The 20,875-nt window shown below is 47.4% G+C and carries 24 protein-coding genes; 11 read left to right on the top strand and 13 right to left on the bottom strand.

Going from position 1 to position 20,875, the window contains the following annotated elements; genetic code table 11:
• Positions 1 to 6 precede the first annotated feature (6 nt).
• The 4 genes from FD960_RS06375 (at position 7) to FD960_RS06360 (ending at position 4,646) form a co-directional block, all read left to right on the top strand.
• Positions 7 to 2,403, top strand: a complete 2,397-nt coding sequence (locus tag FD960_RS06375) for a xanthine dehydrogenase family protein molybdopterin-binding subunit (RefSeq protein WP_215297977.1) — start codon at positions 7 to 9, stop codon at positions 2,401 to 2,403.
• 122 nt (positions 2,404 to 2,525) lie between these two features.
• Positions 2,526 to 3,302 (top strand): 3-hydroxybutyrate dehydrogenase, encoded by a 777-nt coding sequence (locus FD960_RS06370; protein ID WP_215297975.1) that lies wholly within the window; start codon positions 2,526 to 2,528, stop codon positions 3,300 to 3,302.
• A gap of 132 nt (positions 3,303 to 3,434) precedes the next feature.
• A complete protein-coding gene (sodB, locus tag FD960_RS06365) occupies positions 3,435 to 4,013 on the top strand; it encodes a superoxide dismutase (protein WP_215297973.1) in 579 nt (192 codons plus the stop codon).
• Positions 4,014 to 4,052: 39 nt separating this feature from the next.
• On the top strand, positions 4,053 to 4,646 hold the full coding sequence (locus FD960_RS06360) for a urate hydroxylase PuuD (RefSeq protein ID WP_215297972.1): 594 nt from the start codon (positions 4,053 to 4,055) through the stop codon (positions 4,644 to 4,646).
• Positions 4,647 to 4,710: 64 nt separating this feature from the next.
• Here FD960_RS06360 and FD960_RS06355 read toward each other — a convergent pair whose 3' ends face one another.
• From FD960_RS06355 to FD960_RS06345, 3 genes are all read right to left on the bottom strand, one after another.
• A complete protein-coding gene (locus FD960_RS06355; protein ID WP_215297970.1) occupies positions 4,711 to 5,880 on the bottom strand; it encodes an NAD(P)/FAD-dependent oxidoreductase in 1,170 nt (389 codons plus the stop codon).
• Positions 5,881 to 5,943: 63 nt separating this feature from the next.
• Positions 5,944 to 6,111 carry a rubredoxin gene (locus FD960_RS06350; RefSeq protein WP_215297968.1) on the bottom strand — a complete coding sequence of 56 codons (168 nt, stop codon included), beginning with the start codon at positions 6,109 to 6,111 and terminating at the stop codon, positions 5,944 to 5,946.
• A gap of 62 nt (positions 6,112 to 6,173) precedes the next feature.
• Entirely contained in the window at positions 6,174 to 6,659 is a 486-nt protein-coding gene (locus FD960_RS06345; protein WP_215297966.1) for a rubrerythrin family protein, read from the bottom strand.
• A 139-nt stretch (positions 6,660 to 6,798) separates the two neighbouring features.
• On the opposite strand from FD960_RS06345, the gene FD960_RS06340 reads away from it, so the two are divergent.
• The gene (locus FD960_RS06340; protein WP_215297964.1) at positions 6,799 to 7,746 is read left to right on the top strand and encodes a hydrogen peroxide-inducible genes activator; all 948 of its coding nucleotides are present in this window, start codon (positions 6,799 to 6,801) and stop codon (positions 7,744 to 7,746) included.
• A 97-nt stretch (positions 7,747 to 7,843) separates the two neighbouring features.
• Positions 7,844 to 8,926 (top strand): alkene reductase, encoded by a 1,083-nt coding sequence (locus FD960_RS06335; protein ID WP_251369756.1) that lies wholly within the window; start codon positions 7,844 to 7,846, stop codon positions 8,924 to 8,926.
• A 59-nt stretch (positions 8,927 to 8,985) separates the two neighbouring features.
• Here FD960_RS06335 and FD960_RS06330 read toward each other — a convergent pair whose 3' ends face one another.
• The 5 genes from FD960_RS06330 to FD960_RS06310 form a co-directional block, all read right to left on the bottom strand.
• A complete protein-coding gene (locus FD960_RS06330) occupies positions 8,986 to 9,162 on the bottom strand; it encodes a hypothetical protein (RefSeq protein ID WP_215297961.1) in 177 nt (58 codons plus the stop codon).
• A 13-nt stretch (positions 9,163 to 9,175) separates the two neighbouring features.
• On the bottom strand, positions 9,176 to 9,712 hold the full coding sequence (locus FD960_RS06325) for a cytochrome b (RefSeq protein ID WP_215297959.1): 537 nt from the start codon (positions 9,710 to 9,712) through the stop codon (positions 9,176 to 9,178).
• Positions 9,713 to 9,786: 74 nt separating this feature from the next.
• Positions 9,787 to 9,978, bottom strand: coding sequence for a hypothetical protein (locus FD960_RS06320; protein WP_215297957.1), 192 nt, complete (start codon positions 9,976 to 9,978; stop codon positions 9,787 to 9,789).
• Positions 9,975 to 10,826 carry a hypothetical protein gene (locus tag FD960_RS06315; RefSeq protein WP_251369755.1) on the bottom strand — a complete coding sequence of 284 codons (852 nt, stop codon included), beginning with the start codon at positions 10,824 to 10,826 and terminating at the stop codon, positions 9,975 to 9,977. Before FD960_RS06315 ends, FD960_RS06320 begins: the two co-directional genes overlap by 4 nt.
• Positions 10,777 to 11,922 carry an alpha-hydroxy acid oxidase gene (locus tag FD960_RS06310; RefSeq protein ID WP_215297956.1) on the bottom strand — a complete coding sequence of 382 codons (1,146 nt, stop codon included), beginning with the start codon at positions 11,920 to 11,922 and terminating at the stop codon, positions 10,777 to 10,779. The genes FD960_RS06315 and FD960_RS06310 overlap by 50 nt, the downstream gene beginning before the upstream one ends.
• 148 nt (positions 11,923 to 12,070) lie before the next feature.
• On the opposite strand from FD960_RS06310, the gene FD960_RS06305 reads away from it, so the two are divergent.
• Positions 12,071 to 12,970, top strand: coding sequence for a DMT family transporter (locus FD960_RS06305; protein WP_215297954.1), 900 nt, complete (start codon positions 12,071 to 12,073; stop codon positions 12,968 to 12,970).
• 124 nt (positions 12,971 to 13,094) lie between these two features.
• A complete protein-coding gene (locus FD960_RS06300) occupies positions 13,095 to 14,243 on the top strand; it encodes an aminotransferase class V-fold PLP-dependent enzyme (RefSeq protein WP_215297952.1) in 1,149 nt (382 codons plus the stop codon).
• Between the two features lie 34 nt (positions 14,244 to 14,277).
• Here the strand turns inward: FD960_RS06300 and FD960_RS06295 are convergent, their stop codons facing one another.
• Positions 14,278 to 14,928, bottom strand: a complete 651-nt coding sequence (locus tag FD960_RS06295) for an FABP family protein (RefSeq protein ID WP_215297950.1) — start codon at positions 14,926 to 14,928, stop codon at positions 14,278 to 14,280.
• Between the two features lie 79 nt (positions 14,929 to 15,007).
• On the opposite strand from FD960_RS06295, the gene FD960_RS06290 reads away from it, so the two are divergent.
• On the top strand, positions 15,008 to 15,307 hold the full coding sequence (locus tag FD960_RS06290; RefSeq protein WP_215297948.1) for a protein tyrosine phosphatase: 300 nt from the start codon (positions 15,008 to 15,010) through the stop codon (positions 15,305 to 15,307).
• 40 nt (positions 15,308 to 15,347) lie between these two features.
• On the opposite strand, the gene FD960_RS06285 is transcribed toward FD960_RS06290, so the two are convergent.
• The gene (locus FD960_RS06285; protein WP_215297946.1) at positions 15,348 to 16,328 is read right to left on the bottom strand and encodes a DMT family transporter; all 981 of its coding nucleotides are present in this window, start codon (positions 16,326 to 16,328) and stop codon (positions 15,348 to 15,350) included.
• A gap of 6 nt (positions 16,329 to 16,334) precedes the next feature.
• A complete protein-coding gene (locus FD960_RS06280; RefSeq protein WP_215297945.1) occupies positions 16,335 to 17,219 on the bottom strand; it encodes an NAD(P)H-hydrate dehydratase in 885 nt (294 codons plus the stop codon).
• 62 nt (positions 17,220 to 17,281) lie between these two features.
• On the opposite strand from FD960_RS06280, the gene FD960_RS06275 reads away from it, so the two are divergent.
• Complete coding sequence (locus tag FD960_RS06275) at positions 17,282 to 18,697, top strand: MBL fold metallo-hydrolase RNA specificity domain-containing protein (RefSeq protein ID WP_215297943.1); 1,416 nt, start codon at positions 17,282 to 17,284, stop codon at positions 18,695 to 18,697.
• Here the strand turns inward: FD960_RS06275 and FD960_RS06270 are convergent.
• Together FD960_RS06270 and FD960_RS06265 are read right to left on the bottom strand one after the other, a co-directional pair.
• Positions 18,694 to 19,509 (bottom strand): ABC transporter substrate-binding protein, encoded by an 816-nt coding sequence (locus FD960_RS06270; RefSeq protein WP_251369754.1) that lies wholly within the window; start codon positions 19,507 to 19,509, stop codon positions 18,694 to 18,696. The two genes, FD960_RS06275 and FD960_RS06270, sit on opposite strands and share 4 nt — an antisense overlap.
• 73 nt (positions 19,510 to 19,582) lie before the next feature.
• Complete coding sequence (locus FD960_RS06265; RefSeq protein ID WP_215297941.1) at positions 19,583 to 19,783, bottom strand: hypothetical protein; 201 nt, start codon at positions 19,781 to 19,783, stop codon at positions 19,583 to 19,585.
• Positions 19,784 to 19,982: 199 nt separating this feature from the next.
• On the opposite strand from FD960_RS06265, the gene FD960_RS06260 reads away from it, so the two are divergent.
• A complete protein-coding gene (locus FD960_RS06260; RefSeq protein ID WP_215297939.1) occupies positions 19,983 to 20,840 on the top strand; it encodes an LOG family protein in 858 nt (285 codons plus the stop codon).
• The last annotated feature ends 35 nt before the right edge of the window (positions 20,841 to 20,875 follow it).

Genomic DNA, 20,875 nt, shown 5'->3' with positions numbered 1-20,875 from the left:
CTAATTATGAATAAGCCAGCAGATTTAAAAGGATTGGTACTGGACCCGGTTACCAATGATCAGCGTTATATCGGTAATAGCGAGCCTCGTCACAAAGCGCGTCGTTTGCTTGAAGGTCAGGGCACCTATGTCGACGATATTCAGCTACCGAGAATGGGGCATGTGGTGTATTGGCGTTCGCCAGTTGCTCACATGAAAATTGGAAAAATTCATACCGAGCAAGCGAGCAAGATGCCAGGAGTGCTGGCGGTGGTAGACGGCGTAAAAATGGCTGAAATTTGTAAGCCATGGGTCGCAACGCTTGGCCATTTGGCGGGTATGAAATCCGCCCCCCAACATTCCCTGGCAATTGAACGCGCATGCTGGCAAGGTGAGCCTGTTGTCGCGGTGGTGGCTGAGACCCGCGCGCAAGCCGAGGATGCATTGCAGTTAATCGACGTTGAGTGGGAGGAGTTGCCAGCGGTTGTTTCAATGGAAGAAGCGCTGAGCCCCGATACCCCTGTCATTCATCCCGATTTAGGCGATAACCTTTGCTTTACTCGTAGCTTGGATGTTGGTCAGGTTGACGACGTGTTTGCTTCAGCAGATGTGGTTTGCGAGGCTACTTTTGGATTTGGTCGTCATACCGGGGTTACCTTGGAACCGCGTTGCCAGATCGCTGATTACAACCCAGGTGATCGCCGCCTGACTGTGTATCACTCTCAGCAAGCCCCGCATATGATGCAGGATTTGTATTGTCGTCAGTTCGGCTTATCCGAATCCGATGTGCATGTGATTTGTAAAGATGTTGGTGGATCATTTGGCATTAAGGTTCACGCCTATCCAGATGATTTCGCGACCGTTGGTTTATCAATGATGCTGGAGCGTCCAGTAAGGTTTGTGGCTGATCGATTGGAGTCATTCACCAGCGATATTCATGCTCGCGAGCATCGTATCAAGGGGCGTATCGCTGCCAATAATCAGGGCGATATTTTGGCATTTGAGATTGATGATCTCACTGCAATTGGCCCTTACTCTATGTTCCCAAGAACTAGCGCGATTGAGGGCAATCAAGTGGTTAACTTAGTAGGTGGCCCCTACAAGCATCAGAACTACCGAGCCAAGTTAAATGTGGTGTTTCAGAATAAAACCCCAACCTGCCAATATCGTGGCGTGGGCCATCCCATTGCTTGTGCTGTTACAGAAGGTTTAGTAGATTTAGCTGCACAAAAACTCAAGATGGATCCTTTGGAGTTCCGTAAGCGTAATGTGATTCCTGATGATGCCTATCCATGTTCTGGAATTTCTGGAATCAAGCTAGAGGTGTTGTCGCACGAGCAATGTTTGCGCACCATCGAAAAGATGATGGATTATCCCGCCTTACGTAAGGAACAGGCCGAATTGCGTAAAAAGGGTATCTATCGCGGTATTGGTTTTGCAACCTTGATTGAGTTAACCAATCCAAGTCCAGCATTCTATGGAGTGGGTGGCGCGCGTATCGCATCTCAGGATGGCGCTTCCGCTAGGCTAGACCCTAGTGGAGTTGTCTCCATATTGATTGGTGTTGGTGAGCAGGGTCAGGGCACCGAAGGTATTTACGCTCAAATTGCCGCTGATGCCGTTGGCATATCTATCAAAGATGTGCGCATTATTACTGGCGACACCGACGTCACTCCGTATGGCGGTGGTACATGGGCCTCTCGTGGTGCCGGTGTTGGTGGTGAAGCGGTATTACTTGCGTGCCAGGCTTTGCAAGAAAACATTTTGAAACTTGCTGGAGCCATATTAACTAGACCTCCAGAAGAGTTGGTAGTTCGTCGTGGTCATATTTTGGACAAAGCCACTGGCGAGCAGCTTTTGCCTTTCAGTGAAATTGGTCGAATTGGATATTTCCGCACTGATACATTGCCGGCTGGATTCTCTGCGGATTTAATGGTTACTCGCCACTACACGCAAAAAGAATATCCATTTATCTTTACTAATGGGGTTCAGGCATCTTATGTTGAGGTAGATCCTGATACTGGATTTGTCAAACTCTTAAAGCATTGGGCAGTCGAAGACTGTGGTCGCGTACTCAATCCAATGTTGGTGGACGAACAAGTGCGAGGTGCAATTGTTCAAGGTATTGGAGGCGTACTCTTTGAAGAGTGCCTCTATGACGATAGCGGCTTATTGCGGAATGGCAGCATGGCTGATTATTTGGTACCAATGGCCAATGAAATGCCTGATATTGAAGTTGCACACGTCGAAACTCCAACCCAGTCATCTAAGTTGGGGGCTAAAGGTGCTGGAGAGGCGGGTACAGCTGGCGCACCGGGGGCGGTACAAAATGCTATTAACGATGCGTTAGCACCACTAAATGCCTCGGTTTTTGATCAGCCAATCACTTGCGAGAAGATTCTTAAGGCTTTGGGTAGGGTTTAGGTCTGCATTAGTGCATTCCCGATATCCCTGGCTAATTGCCATCCTGTAACATCAAGTTTTAACCAGGCCCCCTATCTTTGAGTAGGAGGCCTGGGGCTTAACTTGATATAGCGAATAGGAATATGTCCCAATTAAAAGGTAAAACAGCTCTAGTCACCGGTTCTACAAGCGGCATTGGTTTGGCGATGGCAATTGCATTGGCAAAGCAGGGCGCCAACGTCATGGTCAATGGATTTGGCGAGAAAGATGCAGCAGTAGCAGCTATTAAGGCATGTGGAGTGGATGTTGACTATCACGGTGCTGACATGAGCAAGCCCGCTGAGATTGAGGATCTGATTAAGCAAACTGAAAAACGCTTCGGCTCTTTAGACATCTTGGTGAACAACGCCGGGATTCAATACACCTCAAATGTTGAGGACTTTCCAGCGGATAAATGGGAATCGATTATTGCGATTAATCTCAGTTCCGCTTTTTACACCTCTCATCACGCGCTTCCCGGGATGAAAAAACGTAACTGGGGCCGCATTATTAATATCGCCTCTGTACATGGCTTAGTGGGCTCCACTCAAAAATCAGCCTATGTTGCTGCTAAGCACGGCATTGTTGGTTTAACCAAAGTGACCGCGCTCGAGAATGCAAAAACAGGAATTACTTGCAATGCGATTTGCCCAGGCTGGGTTCTGACGCCGCTAGTCCAGAAGCAGGTAGATGCTCGTGCTGAACGGGATGGGATATCCAATGAGGCGGCAAAAAACGCCTTGGTTTCTGAGAAGCAGCCCTCTGGAGAGTTTGTTGCGCCAGAGCAATTAGCTGCCTTGGCAGTTTTCCTATGTGGTCCAGACGCCTCTGAGGTTCGCGGGGTCGCTTGGAATATGGACGGTGGCTGGACTGCGCAATAAAGGCGAAGCACTTCTTTTCTGCCGGAAATCCAGATTTTCATGGCAAAAAACGAAATTCACAGAATCGTCTATAGTTGATGTCAATCGGCTTATGGGCCTCATGATTAATGCAATTTTTTTTAAGGAATAAATATGGAACACACATTACCCCAGCTACCTTACGCTCTGGATGCGCTTGCGCCGTTTATTTCAAAAGAAACTCTTGAGTTTCACTATGGTAAGCACCATCAGACTTACGTTACTAATTTAAACAATCTCATTAAAGGCGGCGAATTCGAAAATGCCCCACTAGAAGATATTGTTAAAAAATCATCTGGTGGCATCTTCAACAATGCAGCTCAAGTTTGGAACCATACATTCTATTGGAATAGTATGAAGCCAAATGGCGGTGGCACTCCAGCTGGTCCTTTGGCTGATGCAATCAATGCAAAGTGGGGCTCTTTTGATAAATTCAAAGAAGAGTTCACAAAGTGTGCTGTAGGAACTTTTGGTTCAGGTTGGGCTTGGTTGGTGAAAAAGACCGACGGAAGTTTGGATTTGGTATCTACCAGCAATGCTGCAACTCCGCTAACAACAGATGCGAAGCCATTGATGACATGTGATGTTTGGGAGCATGCTTATTACATTGATACTCGTAATGCACGTCCTAAGTATTTGGAGAATTTCTGGAATTTAGTGAACTGGGATTTTGCTGCTCAGAATTTTGCATAATTAAGTATCTGATTATTGATTGATATTAGGAAGGTTTTTATGTCATCCATTTTGACTTCATTGGGGCGCACAGTTTTAGCTGGTTTCGTGCTCTTAGTTTTAATTGTTTTCGCCTTGGGCGGTAACTTTGCTTCCGTTGAATTGCCATTCTTGTTTCGCTGGATCCACGTGATGGTTGGCGTAATGTGGATTGGATTGCTTTGGTATTTCAATTTCGTGCAAATTCCTTCCATGCCAAAGATTCCTGACGAGCAAAAGCCAGCGGTTGGTAAAGTAATTGCTCCAGCGGCTTTGTTTTGGTTCCGTTGGGCAGCTTTGTTCACGGTGGTAAGCGGCTTAATTCTTTCTGTATTGAATGGCTACGCACACCAAGCATTTACTTTGCAAGCTCCTTTCCGCGCTATCGGTCTAGGTATGTGGATTGCTTTAGTAATGGCTTTCAACGTTTGGTTCATCATTTGGCCAAACCAAAAACGTGCTTTAGGCATTGTTGCTGTTGAAGCTGACGTAAAAGCAAAATCAGCGCGTATCGCGATGTTGACTTCACGCTTGAACACAATGCTGTCTATTCCGATGTTGTTCTTGATGGTTGCTCAGTCACACAACACTACTTGGTTTGTGATCGTCTCATAATCCAGTAGAGCGTCATTAAAGAAAAGGCCCGCAAAACGCGGGCCTTTTTTATTGACTAAAAGTCCTACTGAAGGATTGGTGGCAATTCCTTGGTCAGAGCACCGCGTTGTGCGGTAGCGCTTCCCAGCAGGGCGAAGCCAAGCAGCCTTCCATCCGGAGCTTCAAAGCGAGCCTCAACTCCATCATCAGTCACATTCATCTTCCACTCGCCTGTAGCACCCTGTGCTGGAGGTGAAACGATTGTTGGAAGTGCGGGAGTTTTCACCATCACTGGCATTGCGGGGTAGGTGAGAGTGCTTGTCTGACCAAGTAAGTTTGGTGCCAACACTCTAGCCGCTTGCATGATAGGCATAACGTAAGGCAATACTAGTCCCTCAATTTCAGCGCAGTCGCCAATCGCAAAAATATCGCGAGCACTGGTTTCTAGGTGTCGGTTGACAATGATGCCGGCGCCTGTAGAAATTCCAGCGGCTTTTGCTAAATCCAAGCGAGGTTTCAAACCTACAGCCGAGAGAAAAACTTCACTTGTGACGACCGCTCCATTTGCAAGGGTAATTTGTAGGAGTTCACCATTGCGGTCTATTGATTGAACCGTAGTGCCAAAGTGAAAGCGGATTCCAGCTTCGCTGAGCTTCTGTTGTAGGGCCTGTGCAGCTGCCTCAGGAAGTAAGCGCCCCAAGGCTTGGGGTGCTAAGTCAATCACATCCACCTCATAAGAGCTCAATGCGAGATCGTTCGCAAACTCACATCCAATTAAGCCGGCTCCCAGGATAGCAACCTTCTTTTTTCCAGCAATCAATTGGCGAAACTTCGCATAGTCCTCTAGATCATTGACGGTAATGACTTCATCGGCCGCATTGCCATTTAAGGGTAGGCGAATTTGATCTGCGCCCAAACTTAGAACCAATTTCTCGTAAGTCAATTTACCTTTCGAGGTTTCAATGGTTTTGCTGTTGGTATCGATAGACAGTACATCTGTTTCACTAAGAGTAGTGATCTCTAGTTGAGTGGCCATGCTCTCCGCATTCGAAGAGGCTAATTGCTCTGCGGTTTTATTGCTTGCCAGGGCGGTAGACAGCATGGGCTTAGAGTAGGAATAGCCAGGCTCGCGGGTTACCAGAGTAATTGGAATGGTTTTATCCAGCTTACGAATTTCTCGTATAACGGTATATCCAGCCAACCCACTACCAATGATGACGATAGGTGATTGAGATGGGTGTTGATGTTGATCCAAGGCTGGGCTCCCTAATAAAGCATTTAATAAGTAATTTCTACAGGCTGACTAACGGTTGCTTAATTAAGCAACTTGCACCATTTCAAAATCTGATTTTGCTACGCCACAGTCAGGGCACTCCCAATCCTCTGGAATATCTGCCCAAGCGGTGCCTGGAGCGATGCCGTCCTCTGGAAGGCCTTTTGCTTCATCGTAGATAAAGCCGCAAACGATACATTGCCAAGATTTCATAATATTTCCTTAATAGATGATCAATGAGTTTAAATTCAATTTTGTTTTAATTCTGCTGACGCTTATTTAGCGGCAAATTCTGTTGCTTTTTCCAATGCCCTCTTATAGTGATTTGCATGACGCTCTTCAACATTGGCTAGAGCAGCAAAGCGCTTAGCCGCTTTAGATAACGTCGCCTGAAATTGCTCGGCATGTTCTTTGGATTCGGCAATCTGCTCATCAATCTCCGCTACGGCAGCTGCATTACCTTCTTCAGCCGCTGTCTTACGGAATGTTGGGTACATTTCTGTGTACTCATAAGTCTCTCCTTTAATCGCGATTTCTAAGGCGCGAGTTGGGGTAGTGATACTGGCTGGGTAGAGTAAATCTAAGTGCCCAAATGCGTGCATAATTTCTTGGTCAGCTGTTGCTTCGAAAATTTCAGCAGTTGCGATATCGCCAGCAGCGCGTGCCAATTTCGCGAAATAACGATATTTAATGTGAGCCATGGATTCACCTGCAAATGCAGACTCGAGATTTTGAATGGTCTTAATTTCTGGACGTGCCATGGTTTGCTCCTCTATAGTGAATTGGTAAGCAGTGCGTTAACACCATGGAATGAATTCTGCGCCTCGATGATTAATCAGTCCAATGAATAATAATGATATTATTTATCTAATAAATTGATTATAGGGATATTTCAACTTTATGGCTGCTCTACCTTCACTACGTCAACTTCGTTATTTTGTGGCTATTGCCCGAGAGCTGAACTTTACTCGCGCGGCTGAAGTGTGTTTTGTTGGGCAATCCACCCTGAGTGCGGGCTTAAAAGAGCTTGAGGACAGTCTGGGGGTTCGTCTGGTTGAGCGTGATCGGCAAAACGTTGCGGTCACTCCCATCGGTCTTGAGCTTCTTACGCGTGCACAAGCCATCTTGGCGGCTTCTGAGGACCTAGTTGAGTATGCTGGGGCTGCAGGCAGGCCCATGGCTGGGACGGTGCGTTTGGGCGTGATTCCAACAATTGCACCTTTCTTGTTGCCAAATGTGTTGCCAGATATTCGTGAGCGCTTTCCTGATCTCAAGATTGCTTTGCGTGAGGACCTGACGGCAAACCTCTTGGAGAGGCTTGCCGAACATCAGCTGGACTTCATCCTGATCGCCTTGCCTTATGAAACTTCTGGTTTGCTGGTTAAAGAGTTATTTGATGATGAGTTTTGGTTGGTGGCTCATGAAGAGGATCCCGCCCTTAAGGGTAAGGAAATTCATTTGCCCGCCAAGATGGCTGAGCGCCTCTTGTTATTGGAGGAAGGACACTGCCTGAGGGAGCATACCTTGCAGGCCTGCAAACGCTCCGATATTCGTAAAGCGGATGGGATGGAGGCGACGAGTCTTTTGACGCTTTTGCAAATGGTTGAGTCTGGAATGGGTATCGCCTTATTGCCAGAAATGGCTGTGAGGGGCGGCTTATTGAACGGTACCAGTTTGGTTGCTCGTCCATTGGCTCCGCCCGCGCCTAAAAGGGTTATCGCCTTAGTGGCACGCGCTTCCACAGCGCATCTTCAGGAGTTTGAAGCTCTCTCCGACTGTATTCAGGATCGTTTTAAGCGGAATGCAAAAACGAGTCGTAGCCCTGTTAAAAGTGTAGGCAAGAATTAACTAGCGCCAAGCAAGAACGAGTCATTCTTGCTACAGTGTCCCATTTAGTAATCCCATCAGCATCCATAGAAAGAGTCATATGTCCGGAAAAGAAATAATGTTTACCCCTGTTAAGCTCGGCGCCATTGAATTAAAGAATCGCCTTGTAATGGCTCCTTTAACTAGGATGCGCGCGGTGGATGGCGATGTCCCAAACCCATTGGCTAAAACATACTATGCGCAAAGAGCTGGCGCTGGACTCATCATTTCTGAGGCAACACAAATTTCTCCTCTTGCTAAGGGGTATCCAGCAACCCCGGGAATCTACTCTCCCGAGCAAACAGCTGCCTGGAGAGAGGTTGTTGAGGCTGTGCATGCTAAAGGTGGAAAAATCGTAGCGCAGTTGTGGCACGTGGGACGTATTTCACATTCCTCATTGCATCCAGAGCAGGGCGTTCCAGAGGCGCCTTCTGCCATTGCGGCCGCTGGTCAGACTTATGGCGCGGACTGGAAGTTGCATGACTATGAAACGCCTAAGGCAATGACACTAGATGATATTGCGCGCCTTCTCAAAGAGTTTGAGGCTGCCGCCCAGAATGCAAAGTCAGCGGGTTTTGATGGCGTAGAAATTCATGCGGCAAATGGTTATTTATTGGATCAATTTTTACAAGATAAAACCAACCACCGTACGGACCAATATGGTGGCTCGGTAGAAAATCGCTTACGCTTATTGGGCGAGGTCATTGATTCGGTTACCAAGGTATTCCCAAGCGATCGCATTGGCGTGCGTTTATCTCCGTATGGCAGCTTCAACGATATGGCCGATAGCGATCCAGTTGGTTTATTCAATGCGGCTATACAAAAGTTAAATGGCTATCAGCTTGCTTATGTTCATATGATTGAGCCCCGTTCTACGAGCGCTGGCGGCAATGATCAGGTGAATGAAACAGCGCCAATTACATCGGAGATCTTCCGCGCAGCCTATCAAGGCCAATTTATTAGTGCTGGAGGCTACGATCAGGCGATGGGCGAGGCAGTCTTAGAAGCTGGTTTAGCAGATGCCGTAGCGTACGGGCGTTTGTACATTTCCAATCCGGATCTGGCGGAGCGCTTTAAACAGGGCGCCCCACTCAATGCCTACGATCGTGCAACTTTCTACGGTGGAGCTGAGGTGGGGTATACGGATTACCCGACCCTATAAAGCATTGAGTTAAAACTGAGGTAGCAAAAGGTAAAGACCTCCTTCGAAAGAAAGAGGTCTTATTTTTTGTCTTCAGGATCCTTCAAGAGGTCATAGTGATTGGCCACCAATAGCAACGCCACCGAAGCGCATCCCATAGCAAAAAATTGCCATTGATGCAGCATCGCAGTGCCAATGACTGTCATCAAAATAGTCCAACCTACAGCCATCTTGGCTTTTTTAGTGAGCGGTTTCATTTCTTAAGGCCTTTTATTGCGTTGATTTATTGAGCATGCGACGCAGCGTCTCATTCTTGAGGATGTAATGTTGCCATAATGCGCCCGCGGCATGTATGCCAACCAAAAAGTAGATCGAGGTACCGAGCGACTCATGGAGTTCTTTAAAGATTTTTTTGATGTTCGGATCTGGTTCGATGAGCTGGGGCCAAACCCAGCCGAGAAAATGTACCTCTTTACCGCCGGCCTGCAAGAAAACAAAGCCCATTACCGGAAGGGTTAGGAGTAAGGCGTAAAGAAGCCAGTGCATGATTTTGGCTGAGACAACAAGGGCCTGATTGGGGTTTAAGGGTGTTGGTGTGCCAAATTTAAGGCGAACAATCAGTCGCATGATCATGGCAATAAAAATGATTTGTCCGATGAAGCTATGGATTGTTTTGCAGAGCTCTCTCGGCTTGCTCCCTTTGGGGTATTGGCCTTTGAGCTCAATCACCAAGAGCGCGGCTGCCACCAGAATAAAAATAAGCCAATGAAAGAAGATTGCAAGAGGGTGATAGCGTGTATTTGGCATAAATTGATTGAGGGATTTGCAATCAATATGATAGCCAAGTCTTTGGCAATACTTGCCTTAGGGTTAATGCGAAACTACTTAATGGAAAGGCGCGCTTTGGCACTGAGTTCGCTGACGGTCCCGCGTTTATCGAGTTGAGAAAGTCGCAATGCTTCTAGCTCGAAATCAATTTGGGCGGGATGAAACTCTAGGTTGCCAAGGTGAATTACATAAGTCCAAACCAATTCACGTCCCCGATTTTTGTACACATCTACAACACGTTTCATTGATTATTGCCTATTGAGGGTGTGTGGCTAGTTGCTGGAGCGATGTTCTGCTTAAGGTCGATTAAATTGCGAGGGTCTATGCGAATCACGCCACCTCTTGGGCTATCAATATCGGCAATTAAAAAGAACGCAATTGAAACCATGATCGGGAACATCATGAAGAGTGCGGTATTACGCTTAAAGTTTCTTGCTCCAAATCCCACTAGAAGATTGGCACCAACGGCGATTGCGGCCATTAACCACCAAGCAGCGCCAGGAATTCGATTCCACCATGCTGCTTGGGTATAGCCTTGTGAATTAATGACATCATTCATTCCTGAAACAACCAGGGCGATTGTGGGGCTTGATTGGGTGCGAGCTATGGGAAGAACTTCGCTCCATAAAGCTGACTCCAATTCCACGGTACGCCGCGTAATTTGATTGGCAGTTTCGTGATCTTGTTTTGAGTAGAACAAAATGCGTTGATCTAGATACTCATTGAGGAGTTGTTTAACTACCTCCGCATTTTTACTCGGTAGTAAATCGGCCCTCAGGAATTCCGTGCCAATCGCATTGGCCTCTGCCTCTTCGTAGGTTTGTCGTAAGTCATACCGAGCGATTGCCATAGAGAAGGTAAAGCCAATAATCAGACCAAGTAAAGTCAGAGTTGCCGTCTGAATAATTCCTAGGTCCGCTGAAGTCTCCGTATCTTTTGTGCGGTACTTGCTTAATACCGCATTGCCAAACCAAACCGATGCCGAGAGGCTTACGGCGGAGATCGCAAAGACAAGCAGCGGGGAGTTGGCTAAGTGTGGAATATTAAAAAGTTCCTGGATACAAGATATCTTTAGTGACGTTTTGAATGTCACGATGACCAGTGAAAGCCATGGTGATATCTAGTTCGTTATGAATAATCTCTAGACACTTTGTGACGCCTGCTTCACCCATTGCGCCTAATCCATAAAGGAATGGGCGACCAATCAAAGTACCGCGTGCGCCGAGCGCCCAGGCTTTGATAACATCTTGCCCGGAGCGAATGCCGCCATCCATCCATACTTCAATATCCTTGCCAACCGCATTGACGATTCCTGGCAGTGCTTGAATGCTGGAAATAGCGCCATCTAATTGACGACCACCATGGTTTGACACAATCAAAGCATCCGCACCAGAATTTGCCGCCATGCGCGCATCTTCCTCGTCCAGGATGCCTTTAATAATGAGTTTTCCGCCCCACAGCTTTTTAATCCATTCAACGTCATCCCAGCTTAAGCCTGGATCAAATTGCTCTGCTGTCCACGAGGAGAGGGATGACATATTGCCAACGCCGGTAGCATGACCAACGATGTTACGGAATGTCCTGCGTGGAGTCATCGCCATGCCCATGCACCAACGCGGTTTTGTCATCATGTTAATGATGTTGGCAATCGTCAATTTTGGGGGTGCGGATAATCCATTTTTGAGATCTTTGTGGCGTTGCCCCAAAATTTGTAGATCTAAAGTGAGCACGAGGGCAGAGCACTTAGCGGCTTTGGCACGCTCAATCAGACGCTCAATAAATCCACGGTCTTTCATGACATAGAGCTGAAACCAAAATGGCTTGGTAGTGCGCTCAGCGATATCTTCAATCGAGCAAATGCTCATTGTGGATAAGCAGAAGGGCACGCCAAACTTCTCTGCCGCACGAGCCGCCAAAATCTCACCATCAGCATGCTGCATTCCGGTTAAGCCTGTAGGTGCCAACGCAACCGGCATGGCAACTTCTTGACCAACCATAGTTGTCTTGGTGGTGCGATTGGTCATGTCGACCGCAACGCGCTGACGCAACTTAATCTTCTGGAAATCGGATTCATTGGCGCGATAAGTTGACTCAGTCCAAGAGCCAGAGTCCGCATAGTCATAAAACATCTTGGGAGTACGTTTTTGGTGCAATACCCGCAAGTCTTCAATATTGGTGATGATCGCCACTAAAATCCTCTTCTGTATTGCCATTTCAAGATGGCTGTCGGTAAATTAAGCTCTATCTTAGCAATACCAGCCGTTTGTTTCTACAATGCCAAGGGTCAGGTCGCATTCAACCTCCAATTACTCGCTTATTTAGCCATTTGCTCTATAAATGCCTCAACTCAACCTCCCAACCGTTTGCTATTTGCTGCTCGCCACTGCTTTGTGGGCCGGTAATGCTATTGCTGGGCGGGCTTTGGTTGGAAGCATTTCTCCGGTCACCTTGAGTGCTGCGCGTTGGGGGCTGGCCGCATTGATGTTGCTTCCTTTGGGGTGGCGGATATTTAAACCGGGAAGCGCCTTGTGGCAAAACAAACGCCGCTTCCTGCTCCTGGGTCTCCTTGGGGTGGGGAGTTACAACGTGCTCCTCTATTTAGCGCTGCAGACCTCGACCGCGATCAATGTCACCCTAATTGGGGCAAGCATGCCAATTTGGATGCTGTTCATTGGCGCTGCGTTTTATGGGGTGAAGCCATCACTTTTGCAAATGATTGGTGCAGCGGTCTCATTGGTAGGTGTTATGGTGGTTCTAACCAGAGGAGAGCTAGCCAGCCTACTGACTATGCAGGTTGTTATGGGTGATTTGCTCATTATGTTGGCTACCATCCTGTGGGCCTTTTACAGCTGGATGATTAGTCGTCCGGGGCAGAGTAATGAAAAGCAATGGCCATGGGCTGAATTTTTGATGGCTCAAGTCATGATTGGCTTACTGTGGACCTTGATGTTCGACGGCCTAGAAATTGCCACTGGCAACGCTTTTATTGATCTGAATTACTGGACGGGAGCCCTCATCGTTTTTGTGGCAATTGGACCCTCCCTCATTGCTTATCGGTGCTGGGGTCTAGGGGTGAATGGCGCGGGGCCAACAGTGGCGGCATTTTTTGCCAACCTGATTCCCTTGTTCACTGCCTTACTCTCCGCTGCGATTTTGGGTGACCCTCCTCAATTCTTCCATGGTCTCGCTTTCACCTTGATCGTTATCGGAATTCTGGCCTCATCTACTAGGCGATAAGGCGTCCAAACCCCTTCCAATAGGCCAAAATCATCGTTTAGAGGGGTTTTCAGTGCTCAAACACCCATTGGGCCCTAAATCAGTATCATTTAGGGCTAATCACACGATTTACTAGGAAATTACTATGCCAGGTTTACTCCCCAACGTTGATCCAGACGGCCTTTTAGAGTTTTCGGTTGTCTACACCGACCGCTCTTTAAACCATATGTCTGAAGAGTTTAAAAAAGTGATGGTGGATATTTCCAGCATCCTCAAGGACGCTTATAACGCGAGCTCTGCGGTGATTGTTCCTGGTAGCGGCACTTTCGGTATGGAAGCGGTTGCTCGTCAATTTGCCAATAATCAAAAGTGTCTTGTACTGCGTAATGGATGGTTTAGTTATCGCTGGACCCAAATTTTTGATTTAGCCAATATCACTCAGGACGTCACTGTTATTAAAGGCAAGCAATTGGAAGATTCCGCGCAAGGTGTTTTTGCTCCTGCGCCAATTGAAGAGGTAGTGGCATTCATTCAGAAAGAAAAACCCGCGGTGGTTTTTGCTCCCCATGTTGAAACTTCAGCAGGGATCATTTTGCCGGACGGCTATCTCAAAGCGGTTGGTGATGCCGTACGCTCCGTAAATGGTTTGTTCGTACTCGATTGCATCGCCTCTGGCGCCATGTGGGTTGATATGAAGGCTTGTAATGTCGATGTTCTCATTACCGCCCCGCAAAAAGGTTGGAGTAGCTCACCCTGTTGTGCATTGATTGCTATGGGTGATCGTGCTCGCGAGCGTATTGATGCCACCCAAAGCAGTAGCTTTTCAATGGACTTGAAAAAGTGGCTTCAGATTATGGAGGCCTATGAAAAGGGTGGTCACGTGTATCACACAACTATGCCAACGGACGCGCTCAAGATTTTGCGCAACGTCATGAAAGAAACGCAAACTTTAGGGTTCGCTGCTCTTAAGCAAAAGCAACAAGAGTTGGGTGACAAAGTGCGCGCCTTGCTGGTATCAAAAGGTTACCACTCAGTATCTGCAAAAGGCTTTCAATCTCCAGGTGTGGTGGTTAGCTACACCAAGGATCCAGATATTCAATCAGGCAAGAAGTTTATTGCGCTTGGCTTGCAGACAGCAGCCGGTGTGCCTTTGCAGTGCGATGAGCGCCCAGACTTCCGTACATTCCGCATTGGTCTCTTTGGTTTAGAGAAGTTGGCGCATGTTGATCGTACAGTCGGCCACCTACAGGCAGCATTAGAAAAAATTACTGAGACTGAAGCTCAAACAGCTTAATTCTCAGAAGATTCAACTTTACTAAAAGGCCGTCCTAGGACGGCTTTTTTGTTGCCTCCATGGCCAGTGGGTTTGGGGTGGGCTCACCAATTTTTGTTAATACGTTGCTATCAATATGATGGAAAGGTTCAGTCTGACCTTTAATCATCATGACAGTATCTTGTTCATAAGACCACGTTCCATCATCCAAGAGGGTGATCAAAATTCGATACTCAATCGTCTTGAAGGCGTAATCTAAAAATGGGCTAGATGAGATTCCTGCTGTTGGATCATCAATTTTGGCTATGCACTCAAATTGAGTTGCGCTTGCCAGGGCCTTGCCAGTTGCCATCGTTACCATCCCGCGAGGAATTGTGAGAGTGTGCACAATGAGTCCGGTGGCGGGCTCCCAAAGCCAATAACCCACTTGCTCATGATAAGTTTTGACTTGATCTGGTTTCGTGATGTGTAGGTGATAGCGTAATCCGTAAAACAACTGTGGCCCATTGGTCTGTGGGTCGATGGGCTGCATCTCAATCCGCTCGGTATAAACCTGTTTTTTTGGCCCATCAGCCTTAGGCTTGATATCTAGGCCGCGCTGTCCCTCCCAAATTCCGGCAAGGCGAGAGAGGGGGCCGAGATTTTTCAGTGTGTCAACTGAAAACCCTTGAGGTTCTGTGAAGATGTCGTCTGGAAAGGGGTTCATAGCAAACCTTGTTAAATGAAGCATTTATGACAAATAATTGAGTATTATTAAATCATCAACAAACCTATTGGAGTCTCAAATGAATTCTCGCTTTGCAAAACTTAGTTTAGCTACTCTCATTTCCGCTTCAATTGGCCTATCTCCGCTAACGGTGCTGGCCGCTGACCCAGCGCCTGCACCTGCACCTGCTCCTGTTGCGGCGCCAGCAGCAGCTCCGGCTACGCCAGCTCCAGCAGCTCAATCTGATAAAGCTGCCGAGAAGAAGGCCGAGAAGAAGGCCAAGAAGAAATCCAAGAAAGAAAAGAAAGCCGAGAAAAAAGCGAAAAAGAAAGCTAAGAAAAAGGCAAAGGCAGCTCAAGAGCCTGTAGCTGCTCAGTAACGCTGCATTTAACTGCGTTTTGCGTAGTTAAGTTAGCGCATTAGTTGATGGGGTCGGATCCTTCATAGTCAGTTGATCTTGGAGTGTCCAGACCCTTTTTCTTTGCTGGGGCATCATTGCGTACCAGTAGCCACATTGCCCCCATCACTAAGCTCATCCCGCTGATCTGAATCCAAGTAACTGGTTCCGATAAGACAGCCCAGCCCATAAAAATAGTCGAGACAGGACCCAGGATGCCGGCTTGGGCAACCAAGGGTGATCCAATGCGATTGATAGCAATCATGATGAGTAACATTGGAATTACCGTGCATAAGCTAGCATTCAAAAGGCTTAGCCAATAAATTTGAGGAATTTGTACAAAGACAGCGGCGGGATCGTAAATCAAAATCTGAATGACGCTGAGTAGGGCTGATGCTGAGCTGGCATATACAACCAACCGTACGCTACCCACTCTTTTGACCATCTCTCCAGAGCCAATCATATAAATAGCGTAAGCGCAGGCACTCGCGAACACGAGGACCATACCCAGTAAAGCTGTGGAGCCTGTTGAGCTTGCATCTTGAATGAATACCACGATCACACCAAGATAGCCCACAACCAGGGCATACCATTGGAGTCGACTGATCGTTTTATTTAAAACAAAATAAGAGATGAGTAGGACGATGGTTGGAGTGAGGTAGAGGACAATGCGCTCCAATCCGACAGAGATATATTGCAGCCCTAAAAAATCTAAATAGCTTGAGAAAAAATAGCCCATAAATCCTAGGCCAAAAATTTTCAGTTGATCATGCAGGCTAAGTCTCACCATCTGTTGTCTGCGAGCTTGCCACCAATAAATTCCCCAAAACAATGGGAGGGCCATGAGCATGCGTAGAGCAATTAAAGTTTCCGCATTTGCGCCGTAGGTAAATGCTAGCTTAATTAAAACCGCTTTACCGGAGAACAGAACAGATCCCAGGCCGGCCATAGATAGCCCATATAAATATCGACGGTGTTGATGTGCTCTGCTGATGGATTGCATGCCAATTTATAACAGCTTATTTAGAAGGCTTCTCATCTCTAGAGTGACCTCTGTTGGTGTAAGTCCAATCGGTCCTACTTGTTTGGCTACTAAGCTATCAGCCGCAGTCGCATGTAGCTGAACTCCAACACAAGTTGCCTCCCACAGATCAATCTGATGTGCGATACCCTGCGCAGCAATGGCTGCAATCGTTCCCGTAAGGACATCGCCCATTCCGCCAGTCGCCATTCCGGGATTACCTTGCGCGCACTGAGCTGCTTCGTGAGTGGGGGAGGCGATCAGTGTGCGCTCCCCTTTTAGGGCAATGATTGAGTCGCTTCGTTTGACTAGAGCCATGAGAGCGGCAAATCGATCCTGTTGTACTTGGGCGGCTGTGATACCCAGAAGGCGAGCCGCCTCTCCTGGGTGAGGGGTGAGTACGCTGCGGCCTGGAAATAATTGATTACGCTCTTTTAACTTTTCTAGGAATTGGGGGGTATCCGCAATAAGATTTAGCGCATCTGCATCAATCACAATTGGGCATTCTGGAAAGTTCAGAACAGCATTTAGCCATTCTTTGGCTAGCGTGGAGAAGCCGAGGCCAGGGCCGATGGCGATGACATCTGGCGCCGTACTGGTAAGTTGTTCTTGAGCTTTAAAGCTTGCTAAGCGAACCATGAGTTCAGCCTGTTCCGGATACGCATGTGCGGAGCTTGGGTCAAGCATCTCCAAGATTGTCCATCCCGCCCCTAGATGGAGCGTCGCGCTGCCGGCAAGTAATAGAGCGCCAGCCATGCCAGGTGCGCCACCAACTAGCAAGGCTTTCCCGGCATTACCTTTGTGCTCTGAAGACTCGCGTTTTAAGCGCCGGATAAGATCAAGTGCTTGCAGGGCTGGGGCTGGCGTGTGCATGGGGCTAGTATCGCTCTATTTTTTATCTCAACCGCCAATAATATCGGGAGTATCCTATTGTTATGAGAATCCAATTTTTAGGTGCTGCCGGTGAGGTGACTGGATCAAGGCATTCGGTTGAAGCGCAATTGGGTGGACGTCCTGTACGCTTCATGGTTGATTTTGGCATGTTTCAGGGCGGTCGTGAGGCCACCACTAAAAATCTAGAGCCGCTGCCTTTCTCCGCCAAGGAGATTGATTTTGTTGTTCTCACGCATGCCCATATCGATCATAGCGGTCTGTTGCCAAGATTGTGCGCTCAAGGTTTTACTGGCCCGATTTATTGCACTGGCGCCACCTTTGAATTATTGAAAATATTATTGCCTGACAGTGCGCATTTGCAGCGCTCCGATGTTGAACGTGCTGAGCGCAGGCAAAAAGCGGGGAAGTGGCGTGGAGATCTGCCGGTCGCGCTGTATTCATTGGAAGAGGTTGAGTTGGCGCTTGGGCAATGTGAAGTGCTCGAGTATGGCAAGTCCCTTCAGCTATCTGATGGTATTGATCTGGAGTTTCAAAACGCGGGGCATATCCTAGGTTCTGCGATTGCCATTATCGATATCACTGAAGATGGTGCATCTAAAAAGCGTTGCGTGTTTTCAGGGGATATTGGCATGAAAGGCAAATTGCTGATGCCTGATCCCGCCATTATTTCGCATGCGGATGTTTTGGTGGTGGAGTCCACCTACGGTGATCGCTTGCATAAAAGTATGGATGAGACCGAATCTGAATTCATTGAGGTTGTTACCCGCACAATGAGTGCGCATGGAAATATCGTTATTCCCGCATTTGCAGTAGGCCGCACCCAGGAAATTCTATTTCTACTGATTGATTTGGTTCGTAGAAATTTATTGCCTCACTTGAGTGTTTGGGTAGATTCTCCAATGGCCACTGCCGCCACTCATTTAACACAGCATTTCTTCACTCAGTTAGATCGCGAATCACAAGTGACGCTGGAGTGGTTCAAAAAAAATCCAGGCGCTGTAGATTTGCGATTTATCGCGGACGTTGAAGAATCAAAAGCATTAAATAAGCTTAAGGGTGGCGCAATTATTATTTCCGCTAGTGGAATGTGTGATGCGGGTCGGATCTTGCATCACCTACAAAGTAATTTACCTCGTGCGCAAAATGCGATTGTCATTACTGGCTTTCAGGCTTATGGTAGTTTAGGTCGTCGCTTAGTCGATAAGGCGACCAAAGTTCGATTGTTTGGCGAGGAGGTTCCAGTCAGAGCATCGATTCATACTATTGGCGGCCTATCTGCTCATGCAGATCAGGCAGGGTTGCTAGGCTGGTTGCGTGGTTTTCAATCGCCGCCTAAGTCGGTTTTTGTGGTTCATGGAGAGCCTGAGGCATCTGCTGTATTGGCTGAGGCTATCCGAACCGAATTAGAGTGGAAGAATGTGGCAGTACCAGAACGTTTGCACACTCACTCTTGTTAATCAGCAACTTTGGCGCCTTCAATACCATGCCGCTTGAGAGCCTCATCTATAAATCCTGATGTCTTGAGTGTGGCAATGATCTTGCTTAAATAGACATTCGTATTTTCTACTTGGGGACGTGCCTTCGGTATCCCAATCGCCTGATTGATTACCATGAATCTACCTGGAAGCATGCGTAGCCCATCATAGCGTTGTGCATCGCTTTCGAGTTGTTGCTTTACTCCAGCAGCTACATTTCCCTTGCCATTCATGAAGTCATCTACAACAGCTTGTGAACTGGCAGAGCGAAGTAGCTTAGCGTTCTTTATTTCTCGGGTCAGGTAAAGATCATAGGCGCTTCCTTTGCCGACGACAATTTCATTTCCTTTTGCATCTGCTTCTGCATTTGATTGAAGAGGGGATGAGGCCTTGACCATATAAGCCCCTTCAATTTGAATGTAGGGCGGGGTATAGCTAATGTCTGCTCCACGAATTGGGTCAATTGCCACAAAGATGAGATCAAGTGCGCCAGCTTTGAGAGCCTCAACAGTTTCGCCCGCAGTCTGAAAAGAAATAATCTCTATCGGCAGTTGGGATTGTCGACCAATTTCATGGGCGATATCAATCGTTACCCCTTTGGGTTGCGGTTCAGTCTTATCGATAGAGCCTGCCAACACAGGATTCCCGAGATTGATTCCAACACGTATGGTGCCAGTGGGTGCAAATGATGATTTCATGGTTATCAGTTCGGGGGTTTGTGTTGCGGAGTTCGTATTTTGAGCAAGCAGCAATTGAGAAATCAATATCAACCCAATGCAGAGCTTATTTTTCATGGAAGGATGTCATTAAAAATGAGGGGCATAAAAAAACCGCGGCGGACCGCGGCTTCTTTTTCTCTAAAAGAGATTATTTCTTAGCTTCAGCCGCTGGAGCTGCTGCAGGAGCAATAGGAGCTGCTGGCGCATCTTTCTTGGCTTCTTCCATATGAGCCGCTTCTGAGCCATGCTTTTCGCCGCCCATATCAATGTCGCCATCGCCTTTGAGAAGTAAGTAGGCTGTAGCACCAATTAATACTAGTACCATGATGATGATTGAACGGTTGCTCATTGCGTTTCCTTCAGTTTGGTTGATATTGAAGCAATATTAACGCCTGATGGACAAGTGGTAAATCCGAATTAGCCCTAGAGAGCAAATTAATGCAATATTCTAGGTAGTAATACTAATTTTGCTGCAGTGGTCATGGCCCTCAGAGTCCAAATACATGGCTCCAAAGGTTAATATGAGCCACTCTTTTAAAGGTTGCGATATGAGTCCCAAACTCCCTCTGAATAACTCTCAAACGATTACGGACTTTCTCAATCTTCAAAAAAGTCAGATATCAGAAGATAGCTCTGAAGATTCGTATAAGTTCGCATTTGATGATGAGGCTTTTTTAGCTCGGCGAGAAACCCTAGGCTTACGCTTCCAATTAGAACTCCTCAAGCCCGAGATTTTGTTACATGAGCGAGGTATAGAGCACACGATTACCGTATTTGGTTCTACACGTTTTGTGAGTTCTGAAAAAGCTAAGGAGATGGAAGAGGGTGCAAAAACGCCCGAGGAGATAGCGGACGCAAAACTCGCCTTACTACACTCCAAGTATTACGATTCGGCAAGAGAGTTCGGCGCGATAGTGGCGCGCTATAACGCCACGCAAACGGAGAGTAAAAATAAGCTATACATCACCACGGGCGGCGGCCCCGGAATCATGGAGGCGGCTAATCGAGGTGCGTTTGAGGAGGGTGATAAGGCAATTGGTTTTAATATCAGCCTACCAAGAGAGCAACACCCAAACCCCTATCTCACTCCTGGCTTAAGTTTTCGATTTCATTACTTTGCGCTACGCAAGATGCACTTCATGCTCAGGGCGAGGGCGATTGTGGCCTATCCCGGTGGATTTGGCTCATTCGATGAGCTCTTTGAGGCTTTAACCTTGATGCAGACAAAAAAGGTAGAGCGTTTCCCCATTATTTTGGTGGGAAAAGATTTCTGGTACGAGGTAATTAACTTCAATAAGATGCTTGAGCATGGGGTGATTGAGCAGGCTGATATGGATTTGATCCACTGCGTCGAAACAGCTGAGGCGGCCTGGTCTGTCATACGTGACTGGTATCAGTTGGCTTAAAGCGCCTAGGGCCTGCGGGGATCTGTAAAATACGC

The organism is Polynucleobacter sp. AP-Nino-20-G2 (assembly GCF_018688235.1).
In the GTDB taxonomy this organism is placed as follows: domain Bacteria; phylum Pseudomonadota; class Gammaproteobacteria; order Burkholderiales; family Burkholderiaceae; genus Polynucleobacter.
The sequence above is the reverse complement of the archived record's forward strand: the minus strand, read 5'-3'. Positions and strand labels throughout refer to the sequence as shown.

Bases quoted from the DNA above. Each gene is read 5' to 3' on its own strand.
- FD960_RS06375 (WP_215297977.1), top strand. From the start codon at position 7: ATGAATAAGCCAGCAGATTTAAAAGGATTGGTACTGGACCCGGTTACC.
- FD960_RS06370 (WP_215297975.1), top strand. From the start codon at position 2,526: ATGTCCCAATTAAAAGGTAAAACAGCTCTAGTCACCGGTTCTACAAGC.
- sodB (WP_215297973.1), top strand. From the start codon at position 3,435: ATGGAACACACATTACCCCAGCTACCTTACGCTCTGGATGCGCTTGCG.
- FD960_RS06360 (WP_215297972.1), top strand. From the start codon at position 4,053: ATGTCATCCATTTTGACTTCATTGGGGCGCACAGTTTTAGCTGGTTTC.
- FD960_RS06350 (WP_215297968.1), bottom strand. From the start codon at position 6,111: ATGAAATCTTGGCAATGTATCGTTTGCGGCTTTATCTACGATGAAGCA.
- FD960_RS06345 (WP_215297966.1), bottom strand. From the start codon at position 6,659: ATGGCACGTCCAGAAATTAAGACCATTCAAAATCTCGAGTCTGCATTT.
- FD960_RS06340 (WP_215297964.1), top strand. From the start codon at position 6,799: ATGGCTGCTCTACCTTCACTACGTCAACTTCGTTATTTTGTGGCTATT.
- FD960_RS06335 (WP_251369756.1), top strand. From the start codon at position 7,844: ATGTTTACCCCTGTTAAGCTCGGCGCCATTGAATTAAAGAATCGCCTT.
- FD960_RS06330 (WP_215297961.1), bottom strand. From the start codon at position 9,162: ATGAAACCGCTCACTAAAAAAGCCAAGATGGCTGTAGGTTGGACTATT.
- FD960_RS06325 (WP_215297959.1), bottom strand. From the start codon at position 9,712: ATGCCAAATACACGCTATCACCCTCTTGCAATCTTCTTTCATTGGCTT.
- FD960_RS06320 (WP_215297957.1), bottom strand. From the start codon at position 9,978: ATGAAACGTGTTGTAGATGTGTACAAAAATCGGGGACGTGAATTGGTT.
- FD960_RS06305 (WP_215297954.1), top strand. From the start codon at position 12,071: ATGCCTCAACTCAACCTCCCAACCGTTTGCTATTTGCTGCTCGCCACT.
- FD960_RS06300 (WP_215297952.1), top strand. From the start codon at position 13,095: ATGCCAGGTTTACTCCCCAACGTTGATCCAGACGGCCTTTTAGAGTTT.
- FD960_RS06295 (WP_215297950.1), bottom strand. From the start codon at position 14,928: ATGAACCCCTTTCCAGACGACATCTTCACAGAACCTCAAGGGTTTTCA.
- FD960_RS06290 (WP_215297948.1), top strand. From the start codon at position 15,008: ATGAATTCTCGCTTTGCAAAACTTAGTTTAGCTACTCTCATTTCCGCT.
- FD960_RS06285 (WP_215297946.1), bottom strand. From the start codon at position 16,328: ATGCAATCCATCAGCAGAGCACATCAACACCGTCGATATTTATATGGG.
- FD960_RS06280 (WP_215297945.1), bottom strand. From the start codon at position 17,219: ATGCACACGCCAGCCCCAGCCCTGCAAGCACTTGATCTTATCCGGCGC.
- FD960_RS06275 (WP_215297943.1), top strand. From the start codon at position 17,282: ATGAGAATCCAATTTTTAGGTGCTGCCGGTGAGGTGACTGGATCAAGG.
- FD960_RS06270 (WP_251369754.1), bottom strand. From the start codon at position 19,509: ATGAAAAATAAGCTCTGCATTGGGTTGATATTGATTTCTCAATTGCTG.
- FD960_RS06265 (WP_215297941.1), bottom strand. From the start codon at position 19,783: ATGAGCAACCGTTCAATCATCATCATGGTACTAGTATTAATTGGTGCT.
- FD960_RS06260 (WP_215297939.1), top strand. From the start codon at position 19,983: ATGAGTCCCAAACTCCCTCTGAATAACTCTCAAACGATTACGGACTTT.